Consider the following 18,663-nt stretch of genomic DNA (forward strand, 5'->3'; position numbering starts at 1 on the left):
ATGGGAGACGGCTACGTCGTCGACGAGGCGGGGCTCGCCACGCGTATCGGGGAGCTCAACGCCTGCGCCGACGAGGTCGCGAACGTGATCGGGGTGCTCGGTGCCCAGGGCTGCGACCTCGGCCCCGGCGAGATCAGCGCCGCGGTCGGCGAGGTCATGCAGCAGTGGTCGGACAATCTCGAGGACATGCGCGGCAAGATCGACGACGCCGCCAACAACGTCCGCAACGCGCTGTCCAACTACCAGGTCCTCGAGGACGCCGGTGAGGCCCGCATGCGTGCGCTCGCCAACCAGCAGGTCGTCGACCAGCAGGTGAGCGGCCTGCAGAACGCGGCCGTCGTGACCATCGCCCAGCAGCAGGCCATGAAATGAGCGGGCGCAGCTTCCCGGCACTGGGCTTCGACCCCACCCCGGGTGAGGTCGGCTCGGTCCAGACGGTCCTGCTCGCGATGATGCGGGCGATGAACACGATCGAGGCGACGCTCCCGCGCCTCGAGGAAGCCGCCAAGATCACCGACGACGCCGACTGGGGCGGCAGCGCCGCCGAGGAGTTCAGCGACCACGGCGACGACCTCCCGCAGGGCCTTGGCAAGGGCATGGAGGCGATCGCCAAGGCGACCCAGGCACTCGGCAAGTGGGCGCCGCAGATGAAGGCGAACCAGGACAAGGCCGAGGAGCTCGAGGACAAGGCGAAGAAGCTCAAGAAGCAGATCGCCGCAGCGAACGACGCGGTCAGCGCCGCCGCCGGCGCGATTCCGTCCAACTCGGAGAGCCCGCAGTACAACGCGCGCTACAACGCGTTCCTCGGCGCGGTCGACCAGGCCGCGGACCTCGACGCACAGCTCCAGCAGGTCATCGACGACGCGCGCCGGCTGCAGGCCAAGCATCTGCGCGAGGCCAACGCCGCAGCCGACGGTGTCCGCAGCGGGTCCGACGACGCGTTCAAGCCCGAGAACGACTCCTGGTACGTGCAGACCCTCGACGGCGTGTCCAAGGCGTCCGGCATCGTCTCGGCGGCCACCGGCGCCGCCGCGGCCGGGCTGGCGCTCACCGGCGTCGGCGCGCCCGCCGCCGCCGTGCTGGGCACGGTGTCGGCCGGCACCGCCGGGATCAGCGCGCTGTCCGGCATCGGCCAGCGCATCGCCGGCTCGCGCAACGCCCCGAGCAACCTCTCGATCGCGCTGAACCTGGTCCCCGGCCGGACCTTCACGTCGGCCGCGATGGCCGGCGGCAAGGGCCTCCTGCGCCCGGTGATCGGCTCGAGCCGGCTCGCGCAGGCCGGCAAGGGCGCGGTCAACGGTGCCAAGGACGGGTTCATGTCCGGTGGCATCCCCAAGTTCACCCGGGACCTGGCCGAGACCGGCAAGTACAGCCGCCAGGCCGGGTCGCTGCGTGACGGTCTCGCCCGCAAGGCCGCCACCGACGGCACGGTCCAGGCGCTGCAGAGCAGGCGCGAGCAGCTGGGCGACGCGTTCAGCAACACCGTCGACACGACCGTCAAGACGATCGAGGCGAGCGGCGGCACGGTCTCCGCGGAGGACAAGCGCAAACTCGAGCTGCTCAAGCTCCTCGCCAACCCGACCCAGGCCAGGGGCGAGAGCGCGGGGGTCAACATGGTCAGCGACGCCATAGACCAACACAACAAGAAGAAGTAGGCCCCGATGCGCCTGGCCATCCCCGACTCCGTCCGCCGGATCCCGCTCGACAACCCGACGCAGGCGATCCGGGACTTCGCCGCGATCCTCGGCGAGCTGCGTGACCTGCCCGCGTCGGCCGCCGACCTGGAGCCCGTCGCGGCCGAGGCGGTGGAGACGGCGCTGCGCGAGGGTGCGTTCCTGATGGCGGTGGTGACTCCGCCGGGCGCGGCGCCAGCGGTGCTCACGGGCGTGGTGCTCGAGGTGCCGCCGTCCTGGGACACCGACACGGCGGAGTCGCTGCGGGACGCGATGGAGGACGTCGGCGGGCCGGACGTCCGGGAGACCGTCACGCTGGAGACCGGGCTCGGGCCGGCCGTCGTGGCGCAGCGGGTGCCCGGCGCGGAGCAGGCACGGGAGCGGCGGGCACTGACCATCCAGCTGCAGGGGTTCATCCCCGAGCCGGGGTCGGGCCGGATGTTGCTGCTGACGCTGGCCTGCCCGTCGGCCGAGGGCTGGGCGGTGCACCAGGAGCTGTTCGCGCGCCTGGTCACGTCGGCCCAGGCGGACGGTGCACCGGACGCGGCACCGGACGCTGTACCGGCTGCCGTGACTCCTTCGGCGCCGGACGGAGCGTTCGACGAGGCGCCCGCCCCACAGCGGGTGGCGGCGGTCGCGGCCAAACGGGTGGACGCGGTCGAGGAGGAGTCGTTCGAGGAGCACACGTACCAGCTCTGAGCCGCGGTTCGGCAAGATGGATGGATGCCCGCGCTCCACGTGCTCCCCGGACATCCGTTCCCGCTCGGTGCCCATCCCGAGGCGGGCGGGGTGCGCTTCGCGGTCGCCTCGTCCATCGCGGACGCCGTCGACCTGTGCCTCATCGAGGACGACGGCTCCGAGCACCGCATCGGCCTGACCGAGCGCACGTTCGGCATCTGGCACGGGCTCGTCCCCGGCGTCACCACGGGCCAGCGCTACGGCTACCGCGTGCACGGCCCGTACGACCCCGCCCGCGGGCTGCGCTGCAACCCGGCGAAACTGCTGGTCGACCCGTACGCGCGGCGGATCAGCGGCCGGGTCGCCGACCTCGAGGCCACGCTCGGCTACCGCACGGACCCGATGAGCGGCCGGCCCTCGCACGTGGACTCGCTCGGGCACGTGCCGCTGTCCGTGGTGACCTCGCCGGGCGGGCCGGACACGGGCCCGAAGCCGGACACGCCGTTCGAGGAGACGGTGATCTACGAGCTGCACGTGCGCGGGTTCACGATGCGGCACCCGGACGTCCCGGCCCAGCACCGCGGCACCTACCTGGGCCTGACCCACCCGGCCGTCATCGACCACCTGGTGCGGCTCGGGGTGACCGCCGTCGAGCTGATGCCGGTCCACACGTTCGTCGACGAGCCGTCGCTGCTGCGCACCGGGCGGCGCAACTACTGGGGCTACTCCTCGCTCGGGTTCCTCGCCCCGCACGAGGCCTACGCGAGCGAGCCGGGCCGCGAGACCGCCGAGTTCCGCACGATGGTGGCCGCGCTGCACGCGGCCGGCATCGAGGTGATCCTCGACGTGGTGTTCAACCACACCGGCGAGGGCGGCGTGGCCGGGCCGACGCTGTCCATGCGCGGCTTCGACGCGCCCGCGTACTACCTGCTCGGCCGCGACGGGTCCGACGTGGACATCACCGGGTGCGGCAACACGCTGAACCCGGCCTCCCCCACGGTCGTCCGGCTGGTGGCCGACTCGCTGCGCTACTTCGCCGCCGAGCTCGGCGTGGACGGGTTCCGGCTCGACCTCGCGAGCGCGCTGGGCCGCCCGCACGGCGGGCTGTTCGACCCGCACTCCCCGCTGCTGACCGCGATCACGGTCGACCCGGTGCTGTCCCGGTGCAAGCTGATCGCCGAACCGTGGGACGCCACCGGCGACGGCTACCGCGTCGGCGGCTTCGCTCCACAGTGGACGGAGTGGAACGGGCGGTACCGGGACGGCGTGCGGGACTTCTGGCGCGGCCGGGTCGGCGTGCGCGACCTCGCCTACCGGCTGTCCGGTTCGGAGGACCTGTACGCGTTCAACACCCGCCGGCCGTGGGCGTCGATCAACTTCGTGACCGCGCACGACGGCTTCACGCTGCGCGACCTGGTCTCCTACGACCGCAAGCACAACGAGGCCAACGGCGAGGACAACCGGGACGGCACGAACGACAACCGGTCGTGGAACTGCGGCGTGGAGGGCGAGACAGGCGATCCGGCGGTGCTCGCGCTGCGCGACCGGCAGGCCCGCAACCTGCTCGCCACGCTGCTGCTGTCCACCGGCACGCCCATGCTGTGCGCGGGCGACGAGCTGTGGCGCACCCAGGGCGGCAACAACAACCCGTACTGCCTGGACGACGAGACGTCCTGGGTGGACTGGACGCGCACGCAACGCGCGGCGGACATGCTGGCGTTCGCCCGCAGGGTGATCGCGCTGCGCGCGGGCTCGCCGGCACTGCGCCAGCCGGAGTTCTTCGACGGCCGGCCGAGCACCACCGGCCGGCCCGACCTGGTGTGGCTCGCCCCGGACGGCGCGCCGATGACCGCCGAGGACTGGTTCGACGAGGGCCGGCGCACGATCGGCATGTGGATCGACGGCTCGACGTCGCTGTCCCGCGACCGGGACGGCGAGGTGGTGCCGGACGACTCGTGGCTGGTGCTGCTGCACGCGGGCGAGGCACGCACGGACGTGACGCTGCCGGGTGGTGAGTTCGGCGAGAAGTTCGTGCCCGTGCTGGACACCGCGACCCGGCGCGGCACGCCGGCGTCGGAGGCGGCACTGCCGCCGGGCACGACGCTGACCCTGCCGCCCCGGACGCTGCTGCTGTTCCGCACGCCGAGAGCGGTCTAACAGCACCGACTTGAGCATCGGATGACCCGTACCACCACCTGGGACGGTTGGCGCCGACCGCGGCGTGCGTGTGAGGATCCGGGCATGTTCCGGTCGCTGTACTGCTGGCGCGACCGCACGGTCGACTTGCTGCTAGTCGCGTCGTGCGGGTGTCGTCGCGCGCGCTGAGCCAGGTCGTTCTCCAGCCGTACCAACCCTTTCCGGAGCATCGTCATGTCGACGCTGACGCCTGACCTCGTCTTGCCCAGCCTCGCCGGCCTCGTCCGCCCCCGGAGTCCGTTGTGGACTCCGCAGCAGCTGCGCGACCTCGTGACGCGCGTGGGCTCCGCCCACGGCGACGACCTGCTCGCCCGGGTGCGCTTCGCCAGCCCGCAGCGCTGGTGGGCACGGCTCGCGCTGACCGAGGAGGTCGAGCTGTGGCTGCTGTCGTGGCTGCCCGGCCAGCGCACCGAACCGCACGACCACGGCGGTGCGTCGGGCGCGTTCACGGTGCTGCTGGGTGAGCTGTCGGAGACCTACCGGCACCCGCGCGGCCCGGTCCGCCATCGCGAGCACGCATCGGGTTCGGCGATCGGGTTCGGCCCCGGGCGGGCGCACCAGGTGTGGAACACGGGCCCGGCGAATGCGGCGACCGTGCACGCGTACTCGCCGCCGTTGGTGCCCACTCGCGAGTACGCTACGCTCTATGATATACCAGACGACATCCCACCACTGCCGCCCCGGCGGTCGCTGGCCGAGCTGAGCAGGGAGCCCGTCGAGCCGTGAGCGCCGTCGATGAAGTGCTGACCGCCGCCCGAACCGGCCTTCGCCGGCTGACCCCGCACGAGGCCGCCGCACTCGACGACGTGCTGTTCGTGGACATCCGGCCCGCACACAACCGGGCGGCCGAGGGCGAGATCCCGGGCTCGGTCGTGGTGGAGCGCATCGTGCTGGAGTGGCGCCTCGACCCGTACGGCACGAACCGCATCGACGGCTTCACCGAGGACACGGTCGTGGTCGTGGTGTGCAACGAGGGCTACGCGTCCAGCCTCGCGGCCAGGGATCTGCAGGCGCTCGGCCTGCGGAACGCGACGGACCTGGAGGGCGGCTTCCGCGCATGGGCGGCCGCCGCCCTCCCGGTCCGGCCCGGGCCGACCGACCCGATCACCTGACCGCGCGGTACCGCACGTGGATCACAGCGGTGAGACGGTGGCCGGGTTCCTCCCCCGGCGGTGGCGTCGATGGTTGGACCACCACCGCCACGAGGACTCATCGAGGACTCATCGCCTGTGCAAACCTGCACTTTCGGCTGCCCGGGCGGGCAGGGGGGAACGGGGCGGCGCCGCGTAACGTCTGGTGATCGTGAAGCTCCTTCGCCAGCTGGTCACGCCCGGCGGGCTCGCCGCGCTCGTGGTCGTCGTCTCCGTCGTGGTTCTCGAGCGATCCGGCGCGGGCATCGGCGCCGGGCTCGGGGGCGCGCTCGTCGGATGGCTCGCGATCCTCGCCGCCGGCCAGGTGGGGCTGCTCGCCGCCGTGCCGCTCGCCGGCATGCGGGCGCACCGCGTGGTGCTCGGGATCGGGCCACGGGTGGCGGACTGGAGCGGGCCCAACCGCACGCTGATCCTCCGCCTGCTGCCGATCGTGCTGGCCGTCAACGTGCGCGCGGCGCGGGCACCCGTGCGGCGGCGGATGTGGTGGTCGGCGTTCTGCTCGGCCGTCGCGGAGCTGGCCGTCGTCGTGCTGGCCGCGATGTGGGCGCAGGACGGCGGCGCCTTCGCCGCCGGGTTCGCGATCGCGTGCGTCGCCGAGTTCGTGTACGGGCTGCTCCCCAAGCGCACGGCGATGGTGACCTCCACGGGCTGGCTGCTGTTCCGGCTGCCCTGGGTGGACACCGAGCAGGCCCGCGAGCTCGAGGCGGCACCCATCGTCGGCGAGGCGATCGAGGCCGCCCAGCGCGGCGACCTCGCCACCGCCGAGCGGCTCGCGGCCGGGCTGCGCGAGACCTACCCCGACCTGCGCTCGGCGCTCGCCGCCCGCGTCTTCGTACTCGAGGCGCAGGGCCGCTACGCCGAGGCGATGATCCTCGCCGTGAAGGTCGCCGGGGACGCGCGCCAGCAGCCCGACGAGGCGGCGAGCTCGTTCGCCGCTCTGGCGGGGCTGGCGTGCGCGACGGTCGAGGCCGGGCAGCTGAACGCCGACCTCGGCCTGTCCACGGCGAACACCGCGCTCGAGAACGCGGCCACGCTCGGCTACCCCGCCTACAAGCTCAACGGCGTCCGCGCGCTGCACGCGCTGCTGCGCGGCGAGGTCGACGAGGCCGTCGCGCTCGCCAGCCGGGCCGCCGAGGCCGGCGACAGCGTCCTGGTCCGCGCCGACGACCTCGCCACGCTCGCCCGCGCGCACATGGCCTCCGGCGACAACCAGGCCGCCCGCGCGGCGATCTCCGAGGCGGAGAAGCTCGCGTCGTGGTGGCCGCGCGTCGCGGGGACGCGCAGCCGCCTCGAGGTCAGCTAGCCGCGAGTCCAACGCCCAGCACCCGCGAGTCCAACGTTCGGCACCCGCGAGTCCGACACTCGCGCCCGCCCGGGACGCTGCCGGAACGTCGGACTCGCCCGACCGGACCGTCGGACTCGCGAGGTCAGCCGGCCAGCACCACCCGGCCGAGCTCCACCGGGCTCGCCAGCAGCTCGTGGTCGGGCAGGACGCGGGCCGTCGCGCCGAGCGCGCCGGTGTGCGGCAGCGGGATCTCCGCGACGTAGCGCCCCTCCTCCGCCGGCTGCATCGGCGCGGTGACCACGTCGTACAGCTCGTCGCTGTCGGCCACCCGGCCCACGACCACCTGGACCTGCACGTCCGACGGCGCGAGCCCGGCCAGGTCGACGGACGCGGTCACCCGCACCCGCTCCCCCAGCACCGGCGTGCGGCGGCCGTCGGGGTCCAGGCTCAGCTCGCAGTCGGTGACCCGCACGTTGGTCCACGCCGCGGACAGCCGGTCGCGGTACCGCGCGAGCCCGCGGGCCGCGCGGAAGTCGTCCGCCCGCGCCAGCTCGACCGCGGTCGCCGCCGGCTTGTACTGCGACTCGACGTACTCCCGCACCATCCGCGAGGCCTGCACCTTCGGCCCGAGCGAGGCCAGCGTGTGGCGGACCATCGCGAGCCACTGCGACGGGACGCCTTCGGCGCCGCGCTCGTAGAACAGCGGCGCCACCTGGGCACCCAGCAGCTCGTACAGCGCGGCCGCCTCGAGGTCGTCGCGCCGCAGCGGGTCGTGCACGCCGTCCGCGGTCGGGATGGCCCAGCCGTTGCTGCCGTCGTACAGCTCGTCCCACCAACCGTCCCGGATGGACAGGTTGAGCCCGCCGTTGAGCGCGGACTTCATGCCCGACGTGCCGCACGCCTCCAGCGGCCGGGTCGGGTTGTTCAGCCACACGTCGCAGCCCCAGTACAGGTAGCGGGCCATCGACATGTCGTAGTCGGGCAGGAAGACGATCCGGTGCCGGACGTCGTACTCGTCGGCGAACTTCACGATCTGCTGGATGAGCGCCTTGCCGCCGTCGTCGGCCGGGTGCGACTTGCCGGCCACCACCAGCTGCACCGGCCGCTCGGCGTGCAGCAGCAGGGCGCGCAGCCGGGCGTGGTCGCGCAGCATCAGCGTGAGCCGCTTGTACGTGGGCACGCGCCGCGCGAAGCCCACCGTCAGCACGTCCGGGTCGAACACCGTGTCGGTCCAGGCGAGCTCCAGCGGGGACGCGCCGCGCTGCAGCCATGCCTCGCGCACCCGCCGCCGCACCTCCGTCACGAGGCGGCGGCGCAGCGTGCAGCGCAGGTCCCACAGCTCGCCGTCGGACACCGAGTCGAGCCGGTCGCCGACCAGGTCGGTCATCTCCCGGGCGGTCCACGTCGGACCGTGCACGCCGTTGGTCACCGACGTGATCGGCACCTCCGTGGTGTCGAAGCCGGCCCACAGCCCGCCGAACATCTGCCGGCTGACCTCACCGTGCAGCTTGGACACCCCGTTGGCGCGCTGCGCGAGCCGCAGGCCCATGTGCGCCATGTTGAACATGCCGGCGTTCTCCTCCGCGCCCAGCGCGAGGATCCGGTGGAAGTCCACGTCGGGCAGCAGCGCGCCGTCGCCGAAGTAGTGCTGCACCAGGTCCACCGGGAACCGGTCGATGCCGGCCGGGACCGGGGTGTGCGTGGTGAACACGGTCCCCGCGCGCACGGCCGACAGCGCCTCGTCGAACGACAGGTGCTGGCCCGACATCAGCTCGCGCAGCCGCTCCAGGCCGAGGAACCCGGCGTGGCCTTCGTTGGTGTGGAACACTTCCGGCTGCGCGTGGCCGGTCAGCTCGCAGTACGTCCGCACCGCGCGCACGCCGCCCACGCCGGCCAGGATCTCCTGGCGGATGCGGTGGTTCTGGTCGCCGCCGTAGAGCCGGTCGGTGACGCCGCGCAGGTCGTCGTCGTTGCCGTCCACGTCGGAGTCGAGCAGCAGCAGTGGCACGCGGCCGACCTGCGCCTTCCAGATCCGCGCGCGCAGCACCCGGCCACCGGGCATCGCGACGTGCACGAGGATCGGCGCGCCCGACGGTTCCACCAGCGGCTCGAGCGGCAGGCCGCTGGGATCGATGACCGGGTAGTGCTCGACCTGCCAGCCGTCCAGCGACAGCGACTGGCGGAAGTAGCCCGACCGGTACAGCAGGCCGACGCCGATCAGCGGTACGCCCAGGTCGGAGGCCGCCTTGAGGTGGTCGCCGGCGAGCACGCCGAGGCCGCCGGAGTAGTTCGGCAGCGCCTCGGTGACGCCGAACTCCATCGAGAAGTAGGCGATCGAGCCGGGCATCCGGTCGAACGACCCGTTGCCCTCGGGCCCGTGGCCGGCGAGCTCGGCACGGCGATGCTGGTACCAGCGGTCGTCGGTGAGGTAGCGCCGCAGGTCCGCGGACAGCCCGTGCGTTCTGCCCAGGAAGTCCTGGTCGGTCGCGAGCTGCTCGAGCCGGTGCGCGGGCACCTCGGCCAGCAGCGCGAGCGGGTTGCCCAGCCGGTCCCAGGTGTCCGGGTCGATCGCCGCGAACAGCTCCTGGGTCGGCGGGTGCCAGGTCCACCGCAGGTTCGTGGCGAGCGTGGCCAGCTCGCCCAGCGCCTCGGGGAGGCCGGCGCGCACGGTAAAGCGACGTACAGCTTTCACGACGACCGACCTTATCGGGACGCCGTTCGGGAAATTCAAGGCGGCGGTCGTGTGGGATCCGCCCGGACCGGGCAGACTTCTCATTATGGGGGACGATCTTCGGCATGTGCACGCCTGCGCAGGGAGGGTTTGACCGGTGAGTGGTCGACTGGGCATCGACGACGTTTCGCCCATGGTCAGCTGCGGTCGATACCCGGCGAAGGCCGTGGTCGGCGAGTACATCCCCGTGCGGGCGACGGTCTGGCGGGAGGGACACGACGCGGTCGCCGCCACCGTCGTGTGGCGCGGTCCGCACGACGCCGCCGAGCGCCAGACCCGGATGATCTGCGACGACCCGAACACCGACCACTGGGCGGCCGGCATCACGCCCGACTCGACCGGCATGTGGACCTACCGGGTCGACGCGTGGAGCGACCCGTGGGCGACCTGGCGGCACGCGGTCGAGGTCAAGGTCGGCGCCGCCCAGGGCGCCGACGAGCTGGCCAACGACCTGGAGTCGGGTGCGCTGCTGCTGGACCGCGCCGCGCGGCGGTTCCCGCACAACGGTGAGAAGAAGATGCTGAACGCAGCGGCCACGGCGCTGCGGGACACGTCGCTGCCGCTGCCCGCGCGGATCGCCGAGGCGCTGTCCGAGCCGGTGCAGCGGTACATGTTCGCGAACCCCATCCGCGACCTCGTCACCCGCGGCCGCAAGTACCAGGTGTGGGTCGACCGGCCGCGCGCGCTGTACGGGTCGTGGTACGAGCTGTTCCCCCGCTCGACCGGCGGCGTGGACGAGTCCGGCAAGCCCGTGCACGGGACGTTCCAGACGGCGGCCAAGGAGCTGGACCGGATCGCCGCGATGGGCTTCGACGTGGTGTACCTGCCACCGGTCCACCCGATCGGCGAGGTGAACCGCAAGGGCCCCAACAACAGCGTGGTGTCGGTGCCCGAGGACGTCGGGTCCACGTGGGCCATCGGCTCGGCCGAGGGCGGGCACGACGCGATCCACCCGAAGCTCGGCACGTTCGCCGACTTCGACGCGTTCGTGTCGCGGGCGGGCGAGCTCGGCATGGAGGTGGCGCTCGACCTCGCGCTGCAGTGCGCGCCGGACCACCCGTGGGTCTCCCGGCACCCGGAGTGGTTCACGATCCGGCCGGACGGGTCCGTCGCGTACGCGGAGAACCCGCCGAAGAAGTATCAGGACATCTACCCGCTGAACTTCGACACCGATCCCGAGGGCATCTACGCCGAGGTGCTGCGGGTGGTCATGCTGTGGGTGTCGCACGGCGTGCGGATCTTCCGGGTCGACAACCCGCACACGAAGCCGCCGAACTTCTGGCACTGGCTGATCCACCAGGTGAAGGCCGAGGAGCCGGACGTGCTGTTCCTCGCCGAGGCGTTCACCCGCCGCGCCCGCCTCTACGGGCTCGCCCGGCTCGGCTTCACCCAGTCCTACACCTACTTCACCTGGCGCACGTACAAGGACGAGCTGATCGAGTTCGGCAACGAGATCGTCGAGCACGCGGACGAGGCGCGGCCGAACCTGTTCGTGAACACGCCGGACATCCTGCACGCGTCGCTGCAGTACGGCGGGCCGGCGATGTTCGCGCTGCGAGCGGCGCTGGCGGCGACGTACTCGCCGACCTGGGGCGTGTACTCGGGCTTCGAGCTGTACGAGCACGAGGCCGTGCGCGAGGGCAGCGAGGAGTACCTGAACTCGGAGAAGTACGAGCTGCGCCCGCGCGACTTCGGCCAGGCCCTGGCCGACGGCCGGTCGCTGGAGCCGTGGCTGACCCGGCTCAACGCGATCCGCGCCGCCCACCCCGCGCTGCAGCAGCTGCGCACGCTGCGGTTCCACCACGTCGAGAACGACGCGATGCTGGCGTACTCGAAGACCGATCCGGAGGGCAAGGACACGGTCATCGTGGTGTGCAACCTCGACACCTACCACGCGCAGCAGGGCACGGTGTGGCTGGACCTGCCCACGCTGGGCTTCGACTGGGACGACCGGTTCGCCGTCCGCGACGAGGTGACGGGCGAGACGTGGGACTGGGGCCAGGCCAACTACGTCCGCCTGGAGCCGGCCCACGCGGTGTGCCACATCCTTACCGTCATCCGCTGAGCGGGCCGGAAATTATCGTCCCGAACTCGTTGCCGGGCAAGGACTTACCTCAGCGCTGCCGGGGACGTACCGTCCGTGCATCACCCGATCATTCGACCGGGTGACCCTGCACGGAAGGTTCCCCATGTCCACGATCCGAAGAGCGGGCCGCGCCGCGGCCGTGCTCAGCCTCGCCCTGGGTGCGTCCGGCTTCGCGGTGGCACCCGCCGCCACGGTGGCGGCACAGCCGGGCCCGTCCGCCTCCGTCCTGTGCGCGCCCGACGAGGGCTCGGCCGCGCGCCGGCCGCCGGGTGCCACGGCCCAGCACGAGCGCAACGAGGTGGCGCAGACCGACGTCGCGGCCATCGAGCGCGACATGAAGGCCCGGCTGGGGGCGCGCAAGGCCCAGCCGCGGGCGGCCGTGACGATCCCCGTGGTCTTCCACGTCGTCTACGCCTCCGACGGCACCGGCAACGTCTCGGACTCGGCGATCAACGCCCAGATCGCCGAGATGAACCAGGACTACGCGGGTCAGGAGGCGCCCGGCGTCGCGGCGAACACGCAGTTCTCGTTCACCCTCCAGGCCGTGCGCCGCTGGCAGAACGACTCGTGGTTCAACGACCCGGACAGCGCGGCCGGCGAGCGGGCGCTCAAGACCGCGACCCACGAGGGTGACTCGCGCACCCTCAACATCTGGTCGACCAACACCGGTTTCCTCGGCTACGCGACGTTCCCGTGGTGGTACGCCGGCGACCCGGAGCTGGACGGCATCATCATCCAGTGGGGCTCGCTGCCGGGCGGTCCGATCGACAACTTCAACGAGGGCAAGACCGCCTCGCACGAGTCCGGGCACTGGCTCGGGCTGTACCACACCTTCCAGGGTGGCTGCAGCAAGACCAACGACGAGGTGGCCGACACGCCGGCGCAGAAGACCGAGACGTCCGGTTGCCCGGCCGGCAAGGACACCTGCCGGACCGCCGGCCTCGACCCGATCCACAACTACATGGACTACTCCTACGACTCCTGCTACAACCAGTTCACCCCCGGACAGGCCAGCCGCATGCAGAACGCATGGAGCGCCTACCGCGCCTGACCGATCCACTTGAGACAGTGCCGCCGGGTCCGTCGCGGACCCGGCGGTGCCGTCTCTTCTGCAGGATCGCGCCACACCGGTAACCATGGAGGCGGAGGCCGGGGGCGACCTGGCACCATGATCGCCACGCGCGGCAACGGGGCCGCGGACGACCTGAGTTAGGTGAGGGTGCGGGGATGACCGAAACGCCCGAGACGACACGTCCGGACGCGAGCCTCGGACTGGACGGCGTGCCGCACACGGGTGAGGCGCTCACCTCCGACGGCCATCTGATCGAGCCGCAGGCCGACTCCTTCGCCCACGCGCGCTCGGCGCCCAAGTCCGCGCAGTGGTACAAGACCGCGGTCTTCTACGAGGTGCTGGTCCGCGCCTTCAACGACTTCACCAACGACGGCACCGGCGACCTGCGCGGCCTCGCCGACAAGCTCGACTACCTGCAGTGGCTCGGCGTCGACTGCCTCTGGCTGCCGCCGTTCTACGCCTCCCCGCTGCGCGACGGCGGCTACGACATCTCCGACTTCCGCGCGGTGCTCCCGGAGTTCGGCACCGTCGACGACTTCGTGCACCTGCTCGACCAGGCGCACCGCCGCGGCATCCGCGTCATCACCGACCTCGTCCTCAACCACACCTCCGACGGCCACCCCTGGTTCCAGGAGTCGCGCCAGCACCCGGACGGGCCCTACGGCGACTACTACGTCTGGTCCGACACCGACGAGAGCTACCCGGAGGCACGGATCATCTTCGTCGACACGGAGTCGTCGAACTGGACCTACGACCCGGTGCGCGGGCAGTTCTACTGGCACCGGTTCTTCGCCCACCAGCCCGACCTCAACTACGAGAACCCCGAGGTCGCGGACGCGATGATCGACGTGCTGCGGTTCTGGCTCGACCTCGGCATCGACGGCTTCCGGCTCGACGCGGTGCCCTACCTCTTCGAGGAGGAGGGCACCAACTGCGAGAACCTGCCGCGCACGCACGAGTTCCTCAAGCGCTGCCGCAAGGTCGTCGACGACGAGTACCCCGACCGGGTACTGCTCGCCGAGGCCAACCAGTGGCCCTCGGACGTGGTCGAGTACTTCGGCGATCCGAAGGTCGGCGGCGACGAGTGCCACATGGCCTTCCACTTCCCACTGATGCCGCGCATCTTCATGGCCGTGCGCCGCGAGTCGCGCTTCCCGATCTCGGAGATCCTCGCCCAGACGCCGCCGATCCCGTCCGGCGCGCAGTGGGGCATCTTCCTGCGCAACCACGACGAGCTCACGCTCGAGATGGTCACCGACGACGAGCGCGACTACATGTACGCGGAGTACGCGAAGGACCCGCGGATGAAGGCGAACATCGGCATCCGCCGCCGCCTCGCGCCGCTGCTCGACAACGACGCCAACCAGATGGAGCTGTTCACCGCGCTGCTGCTGTCGCTGCCCGGGTCCCCCGTCCTGTACTACGGCGACGAGATCGGCATGGGCGACAACATCTGGCTCGGCGACCGCGACGCCGTCCGCACGCCCATGCAGTGGTCGCCGGACCGCAACGCCGGGTTCTCCCGATGCGACCCGGGCCGCATCTACCTGCCGGTGATCGCCGACCCGGTGTACGGGTACCAGGCGGTGAACGTCGAGGCGCAGCTGAACAACAGCTCCTCGCTGCTGCACTGGACCCGCCGCATGCTGCAGGTCCGCCGCGAGCACCCGGCCTTCGGGCTCGGCGACTTCACCGAGCTGGGCTCGTCCAACCCGAGCGTGCTCGCATACCTGCGGCACCTGCCGGCCGACCCCGAGCCCGGGATCGACGAAGACCTGGTCATCTGCGTGAACAACCTGTCCCGGTTCCCGCAGCCGGTGGAGCTGGACCTGTCCGAGCACAACGGCCGGGTGCCGGTGGAGCTCACCGGCGGGGTGCGGTTCCCGCCCATCGGTGAGCTGCCGTACCTGCTGACGCTGCCCGGGCACGGGTTCTACTGGTTCCAGCTGACCGACCCGAACCTGGACATGGCCGAGGGCGAGGCGCCATGACACTCTCCGTGTCAGCAGAACCGCCCATCCCCGACGCGACCGAGACATCCGATTCCGGGGAGGCGGCACAGCCATGATCCGCGCCGAGGACCTCGGCCCCGCGCTCGTCGAGTGGCTGGTGCGGCAGCGCTGGTACCGGGCGAAGGCGCGCGGCGCGTCGTCCGTGACGACGCTGCGGTCGGCCGAGCTCGCCGAGGGCCTCGCGCACCTGATGGTCGCCGTCGACGGCGAGACCTACCAGCTGCCGCTCGCCGTGCGGGCGGACGTGCCCGACCACCTCGAGCACGCCGTGATCACCCGGGTCGGCGGCCGGGCGGTGTACGACGCGACGCAGGACCCCGAGCTGATGGGCATGCTGCTGGACCTGATCGCGGCCGGCGGCAGGGCGGGCGGGCTGGAGTTCCGCGCGGAGCCGGGCGTCGAGCTCGAGCGTGACGTGCGGGCGCGGCCGATCGGCGTGGAGCAGAGCAACACGTCGGTGGTCTACGGCTCGCAGTACATCCTCAAGATCTACCGGCAGCCGGAGCCGGGCCCGAACCGCGACGTGGACCTGCACCGCGCCTTGCGGTCCGACGGCGTCAAGCACATCGCCGAGCCGCTCGGCGTGATCACCGGCGAGGACGGCACGGTGCTCGGCTTCCTGCAGGAGTTCCTGCCGGGTTCGGTCGAGGGCTGGGCCACCGCCACCGCGAGCGTGCGGGACCTGCTCGCCGAGCGCGACCTGCACGCCGACGAGGTCGGCGGCGACTTCGCGGGCGAGGCGCAGCGGCTCGGCATCGCGGTCGCCGAGGTGCACGCGGCGCTCGCGCGGGCCGCCGGCACGTCGGCGATCGACCACACAACCGTCGACGCCGAGGTCGACGCCATGCACGAGCGGCTGGACGCCGTGCTCGCCGAGGTGCCCGAGCTGGCCGCCGACGAGCAGCGGCTGCGGGCGGCGTTCGACGCGGTCCGCGGGCTCGCCGAGGCGCTCCCGGTCCAGCAGATCCACGGCGACCTGCACCTCGGCCAGGTGCTGCGCACGACGGCCGGCTGGGTGCTGATCGACTTCGAGGGCGAGCCCGCCGCGACACCGGCACAGCGCCGCGCGCCCCGCACCCCGCTGCGGGACGTGGCCGCGATGCTGCGCTCGTTCGACTACGCCGCCTTCCACCTGCTGGCCGGCGAGGAGACCGATCGCCAGCAGCTCGCGCGCGCGAGCGAGTGGAGCGACCGCAACCGCGCGGCGTTCTGCGACGGCTACGCGGAGGTGGCCGGCGACCCGCGCGCGCACGAGGCGTTGCTGCGCGCGCTCGAGCTGGACAAAGCCGTGTACGAGGTGCGCTACGAGCACCACAACCGGCCGGACTGGCTCGCGATCCCTCTGGCGGCGATCCGCCGCCATCGTTAGCCTCAAATTAAATGGCTCCCAAAGACGGGTGCCGCGACCGGCGAATCGGGGTGTCCAGGTGCGGATAGCGGATTTGTTGCGGCACAAGGGTTCCGACGTGGCGACGGTGCCTCCGGGCATCTCGGTCGCGGGGCTGCTCGACGATCTCGCCCGGCACAACGTCGGTGCCATGGTCGTGTGCGACGACGCCGGTGCGCTCGTCGGCATCGTGTCCGAGCGCGACGTGGTCCGAAGGCTCAACGAGCGCGGTGCGGAGCTGCTGCGCGCGCCGGTCTCGGAGATCATGACGACCACGGTGGTCACCTGCGAGCCGACCGAGGCCGTGGACAGCCTCGCGTCGATCATGACCGAGCGGCGCATCCGGCACATGCCGGTCGTCACGGACGGCAGGCTCGTCGGCATCGTGAGCATCGGCGACGTGGTGAAGAGCCGCATCGAACAGCTGGAGTCCGACCGCTCGCAGCTGGAGTCGTACATCGCACAGGGCTGATCGCCGGTCGATCACCCGTTGATCACCCGTTGGGCGTGGCGCATGGGTCGGCGGCAGAATGAACGACGATGACTGATGACCTGAGCGCCGACCCGAGCGCGATGCCGCCCGACGACCTGCGCCGCCTGGTGACGGGGTCCCACCACGACCCGCACTCCGTGCTGGGCGTGCATTCCGACCGGGCGGCGGGCGAAGCCGGCACGACGGTGGCACGCGCCTACCGGCCGGGTGCCAAGTCGGTCACGCTGCTCGCCGGGGAGAACCGCCATCCGCTCGACGAGACCGCGGACGGCGTGTTCACCGCCGTGCTCCCGGAGCCGCCCGGCGCGTACGTGCTCGAGATCGACTACGGCGGGGACCCGGTGCTGGTCGACGACCCGTACCGGTGGCTGCCCACGCTCGGCGAGCTCGACCTGCACCTGCTCGGCGAGGGCCGCCACGAGCGGCTGTGGAACGTGCTCGGCGCGCACGTGCGCACCTACGACACGCCGGCCGGGCCCGTCGAGGGCACCTCGTTCGCCGTGTGGGCGCCCGGCGCCCGCGGCGTGCGGGTGATCGGCGACTTCGACGGCTGGGACGGCCGCGCCAACCCGATGCGCTCGCTCGGCTCGTCCGGCGTCTGGGAGCTCTTCATCCCGGGCCTGCCGGCCGGCACGAACTACAAGTACCGCATCCTCGGCCAGGACGGGCAGTGGCACGAGAAGGCCGACCCGCTGGCGTTCGCGACCGAGGTGCCGCCCGCCACCGCATCGAAGGTCGCCGTCTGCGGTCACGAGTGGACGGACGACGACTGGATGCAGCGGCGCGAGGCCACCCACTGGCACGCCGCGCCGGTGAGCGTCTACGAGGTACACCTCGGCTCCTGGCGGCCCGGCCTGGGCTACCGGGAGCTCGCCGACCAGCTGGCCGACTACGTCGCCGAGCAGGGCTTCACGCACGTCGAGCTGCTGCCGATCGCCGAGCACCCGTTCGGCGGATCCTGGGGCTACCAGGTCACCTCCTACTACGCGCCGACCGCGCGGTTCGGCAGCCCGGACGACTTCCGCCAGTTCGTGGACACGCTGCACGGCCGCGGCATCGGGGTGCTCATGGACTGGGTGCCCGCCCACTTCCCCAAGGACTCCTGGGCGCTCGCGCGCTTCGACGGCAGCCCGCTCTACGAGCACGCCGACCCGCGCCGGGGCGAGCACCCGGACTGGGGCACGCTCGTGTTCGACTTCGGCCGCACCGAGGTGCGCAACTTCCTCGTGGCCAACGCGCTGTACTGGATCGAGGAGTTCCACATCGACGGCCTGCGCGTGGACGCGGTCGCCTCGATGCTCTACCTCGACTACTCGCGCAAGGAAGGCGAGTGGCTGCCGAACGTCCACGGTGGACGGGAGAACCTGGACGCGGTGCGGTTCCTGCAGGAGCTGAACGCGACCGTCTACAAGCACCACCCCGGCGCGATCATGGTGGCCGAGGAGTCGACCGCGTGGCCCGGTGTCACCCGGCCGACCCATCTCGGCGGGCTCGGCTTCGGCTTCAAGTGGAACATGGGCTGGATGCACGACACGCTGAGCTACCTCGGCCACGAGCCCGTGCACCGCTCGTACCACCACAACGAGATGACGTTCTCGCTCGTCTACGCGTGGAGCGAGAACTTCGTGCTGCCGCTGTCGCATGACGAGGTGGTGCACGGCAAGGGCTCGCTGTGGACGCGGCTGCCGGGTGACGACTGGAACAAGGCGGCCGGGCTGCGCTCGCTGCTGGGGTTCATGTGGGCGCACCCGGGCAAGCAGCTGCTGTTCATGGGCGGCGAGCTGGCGCAGGAGGCGGAGTGGTCCCAGGACCGTTCGCTGGACTGGTGGCTGTTGGACAACCCCGACCACGCCGGTGTCCAGAAGCTCGTCGGTGACCTCAACCGGCTATACCGGGAGA

The 18,663-nt window shown here is 71.9% G+C and carries 14 protein-coding genes; 13 read left to right on the plus strand and 1 reads right to left on the minus strand.

Translation table 11 applies throughout. The features are described from left to right. The 7 genes from VH969_RS24315 (at position 1) to VH969_RS24345 (ending at position 7,001) form a co-directional block, all read left to right on the plus strand. Entirely contained in the window at positions 1 to 372 is a 372-nt protein-coding gene (locus VH969_RS24315) for a hypothetical protein (RefSeq protein WP_331978103.1), read from the plus strand. Further along, the gene (locus tag VH969_RS24320; RefSeq protein WP_331978105.1) at positions 369 to 1,655 is read left to right on the plus strand and encodes a putative T7SS-secreted protein; all 1,287 of its coding nucleotides are present in this window, start codon (positions 369 to 371) and stop codon (positions 1,653 to 1,655) included. The genes VH969_RS24315 and VH969_RS24320 overlap by 4 nt, the downstream gene beginning before the upstream one ends. 6 nt (positions 1,656 to 1,661) lie before the next feature. After that, entirely contained in the window at positions 1,662 to 2,372 is a 711-nt protein-coding gene (locus VH969_RS24325; protein WP_331978107.1) for a hypothetical protein, read from the plus strand. 24 nt (positions 2,373 to 2,396) lie between these two features. After that, positions 2,397 to 4,508: a glycogen debranching protein GlgX gene (gene glgX / locus VH969_RS24330; protein WP_331978109.1), complete on the plus strand. Its 2,112-nt coding sequence runs from the start codon at positions 2,397 to 2,399 to the stop codon at positions 4,506 to 4,508. A 213-nt stretch (positions 4,509 to 4,721) separates the two neighbouring features. Then, complete coding sequence (locus tag VH969_RS24335) at positions 4,722 to 5,273, plus strand: cysteine dioxygenase (RefSeq protein ID WP_331978111.1); 552 nt, start codon at positions 4,722 to 4,724, stop codon at positions 5,271 to 5,273. Further along, positions 5,270 to 5,659, plus strand: coding sequence for a rhodanese-like domain-containing protein (locus tag VH969_RS24340; RefSeq protein WP_331978113.1), 390 nt, complete (start codon positions 5,270 to 5,272; stop codon positions 5,657 to 5,659). The genes VH969_RS24335 and VH969_RS24340 overlap by 4 nt, the downstream gene beginning before the upstream one ends. A gap of 190 nt (positions 5,660 to 5,849) precedes the next feature. Then, positions 5,850 to 7,001: a tetratricopeptide repeat protein gene (locus VH969_RS24345; RefSeq protein ID WP_331978115.1), complete on the plus strand. Its 1,152-nt coding sequence runs from the start codon at positions 5,850 to 5,852 to the stop codon at positions 6,999 to 7,001. Between the two features lie 124 nt (positions 7,002 to 7,125). On the opposite strand, the gene glgP is transcribed toward VH969_RS24345, so the two are convergent. Continuing rightward, positions 7,126 to 9,675: an alpha-glucan family phosphorylase gene (gene glgP, locus VH969_RS24350; protein WP_331978117.1), complete on the minus strand. Its 2,550-nt coding sequence runs from the start codon at positions 9,673 to 9,675 to the stop codon at positions 7,126 to 7,128. 136 nt (positions 9,676 to 9,811) lie between these two features. Between glgP and VH969_RS24355 the strand changes: the two genes are divergently transcribed. The 6 genes from VH969_RS24355 to glgB all read left to right on the plus strand — a co-directional run. Further along, positions 9,812 to 11,779, plus strand: coding sequence for an alpha-1,4-glucan--maltose-1-phosphate maltosyltransferase (locus tag VH969_RS24355; protein WP_331978119.1), 1,968 nt, complete (start codon positions 9,812 to 9,814; stop codon positions 11,777 to 11,779). Between the two features lie 124 nt (positions 11,780 to 11,903). Further along, complete coding sequence (locus VH969_RS24360; RefSeq protein WP_331978121.1) at positions 11,904 to 12,851, plus strand: zinc metalloprotease; 948 nt, start codon at positions 11,904 to 11,906, stop codon at positions 12,849 to 12,851. A gap of 176 nt (positions 12,852 to 13,027) precedes the next feature. Then, positions 13,028 to 14,863 carry a maltose alpha-D-glucosyltransferase gene (treS, locus tag VH969_RS24365; RefSeq protein ID WP_331978123.1) on the plus strand — a complete coding sequence of 612 codons (1,836 nt, stop codon included), beginning with the start codon at positions 13,028 to 13,030 and terminating at the stop codon, positions 14,861 to 14,863. A 73-nt stretch (positions 14,864 to 14,936) separates the two neighbouring features. Continuing rightward, the gene (locus tag VH969_RS24370; RefSeq protein ID WP_331978125.1) at positions 14,937 to 16,253 is read left to right on the plus strand and encodes a maltokinase N-terminal cap-like domain-containing protein; all 1,317 of its coding nucleotides are present in this window, start codon (positions 14,937 to 14,939) and stop codon (positions 16,251 to 16,253) included. A gap of 58 nt (positions 16,254 to 16,311) precedes the next feature. Next, the gene (locus tag VH969_RS24375) at positions 16,312 to 16,743 is read left to right on the plus strand and encodes a CBS domain-containing protein (protein WP_331978127.1); all 432 of its coding nucleotides are present in this window, start codon (positions 16,312 to 16,314) and stop codon (positions 16,741 to 16,743) included. Between the two features lie 68 nt (positions 16,744 to 16,811). Then, a partial coding sequence (glgB, locus tag VH969_RS24380) for a 1,4-alpha-glucan branching protein GlgB (protein ID WP_331978129.1) occupies positions 16,812 to 18,663 on the plus strand: 1,852 nt, incomplete at its 3' end.

The organism is Actinophytocola sp. (genome assembly GCF_036555685.1).
In the GTDB taxonomy this organism is placed as follows: Bacteria; Actinomycetota; Actinomycetes; order Mycobacteriales; family Pseudonocardiaceae; genus Actinophytocola.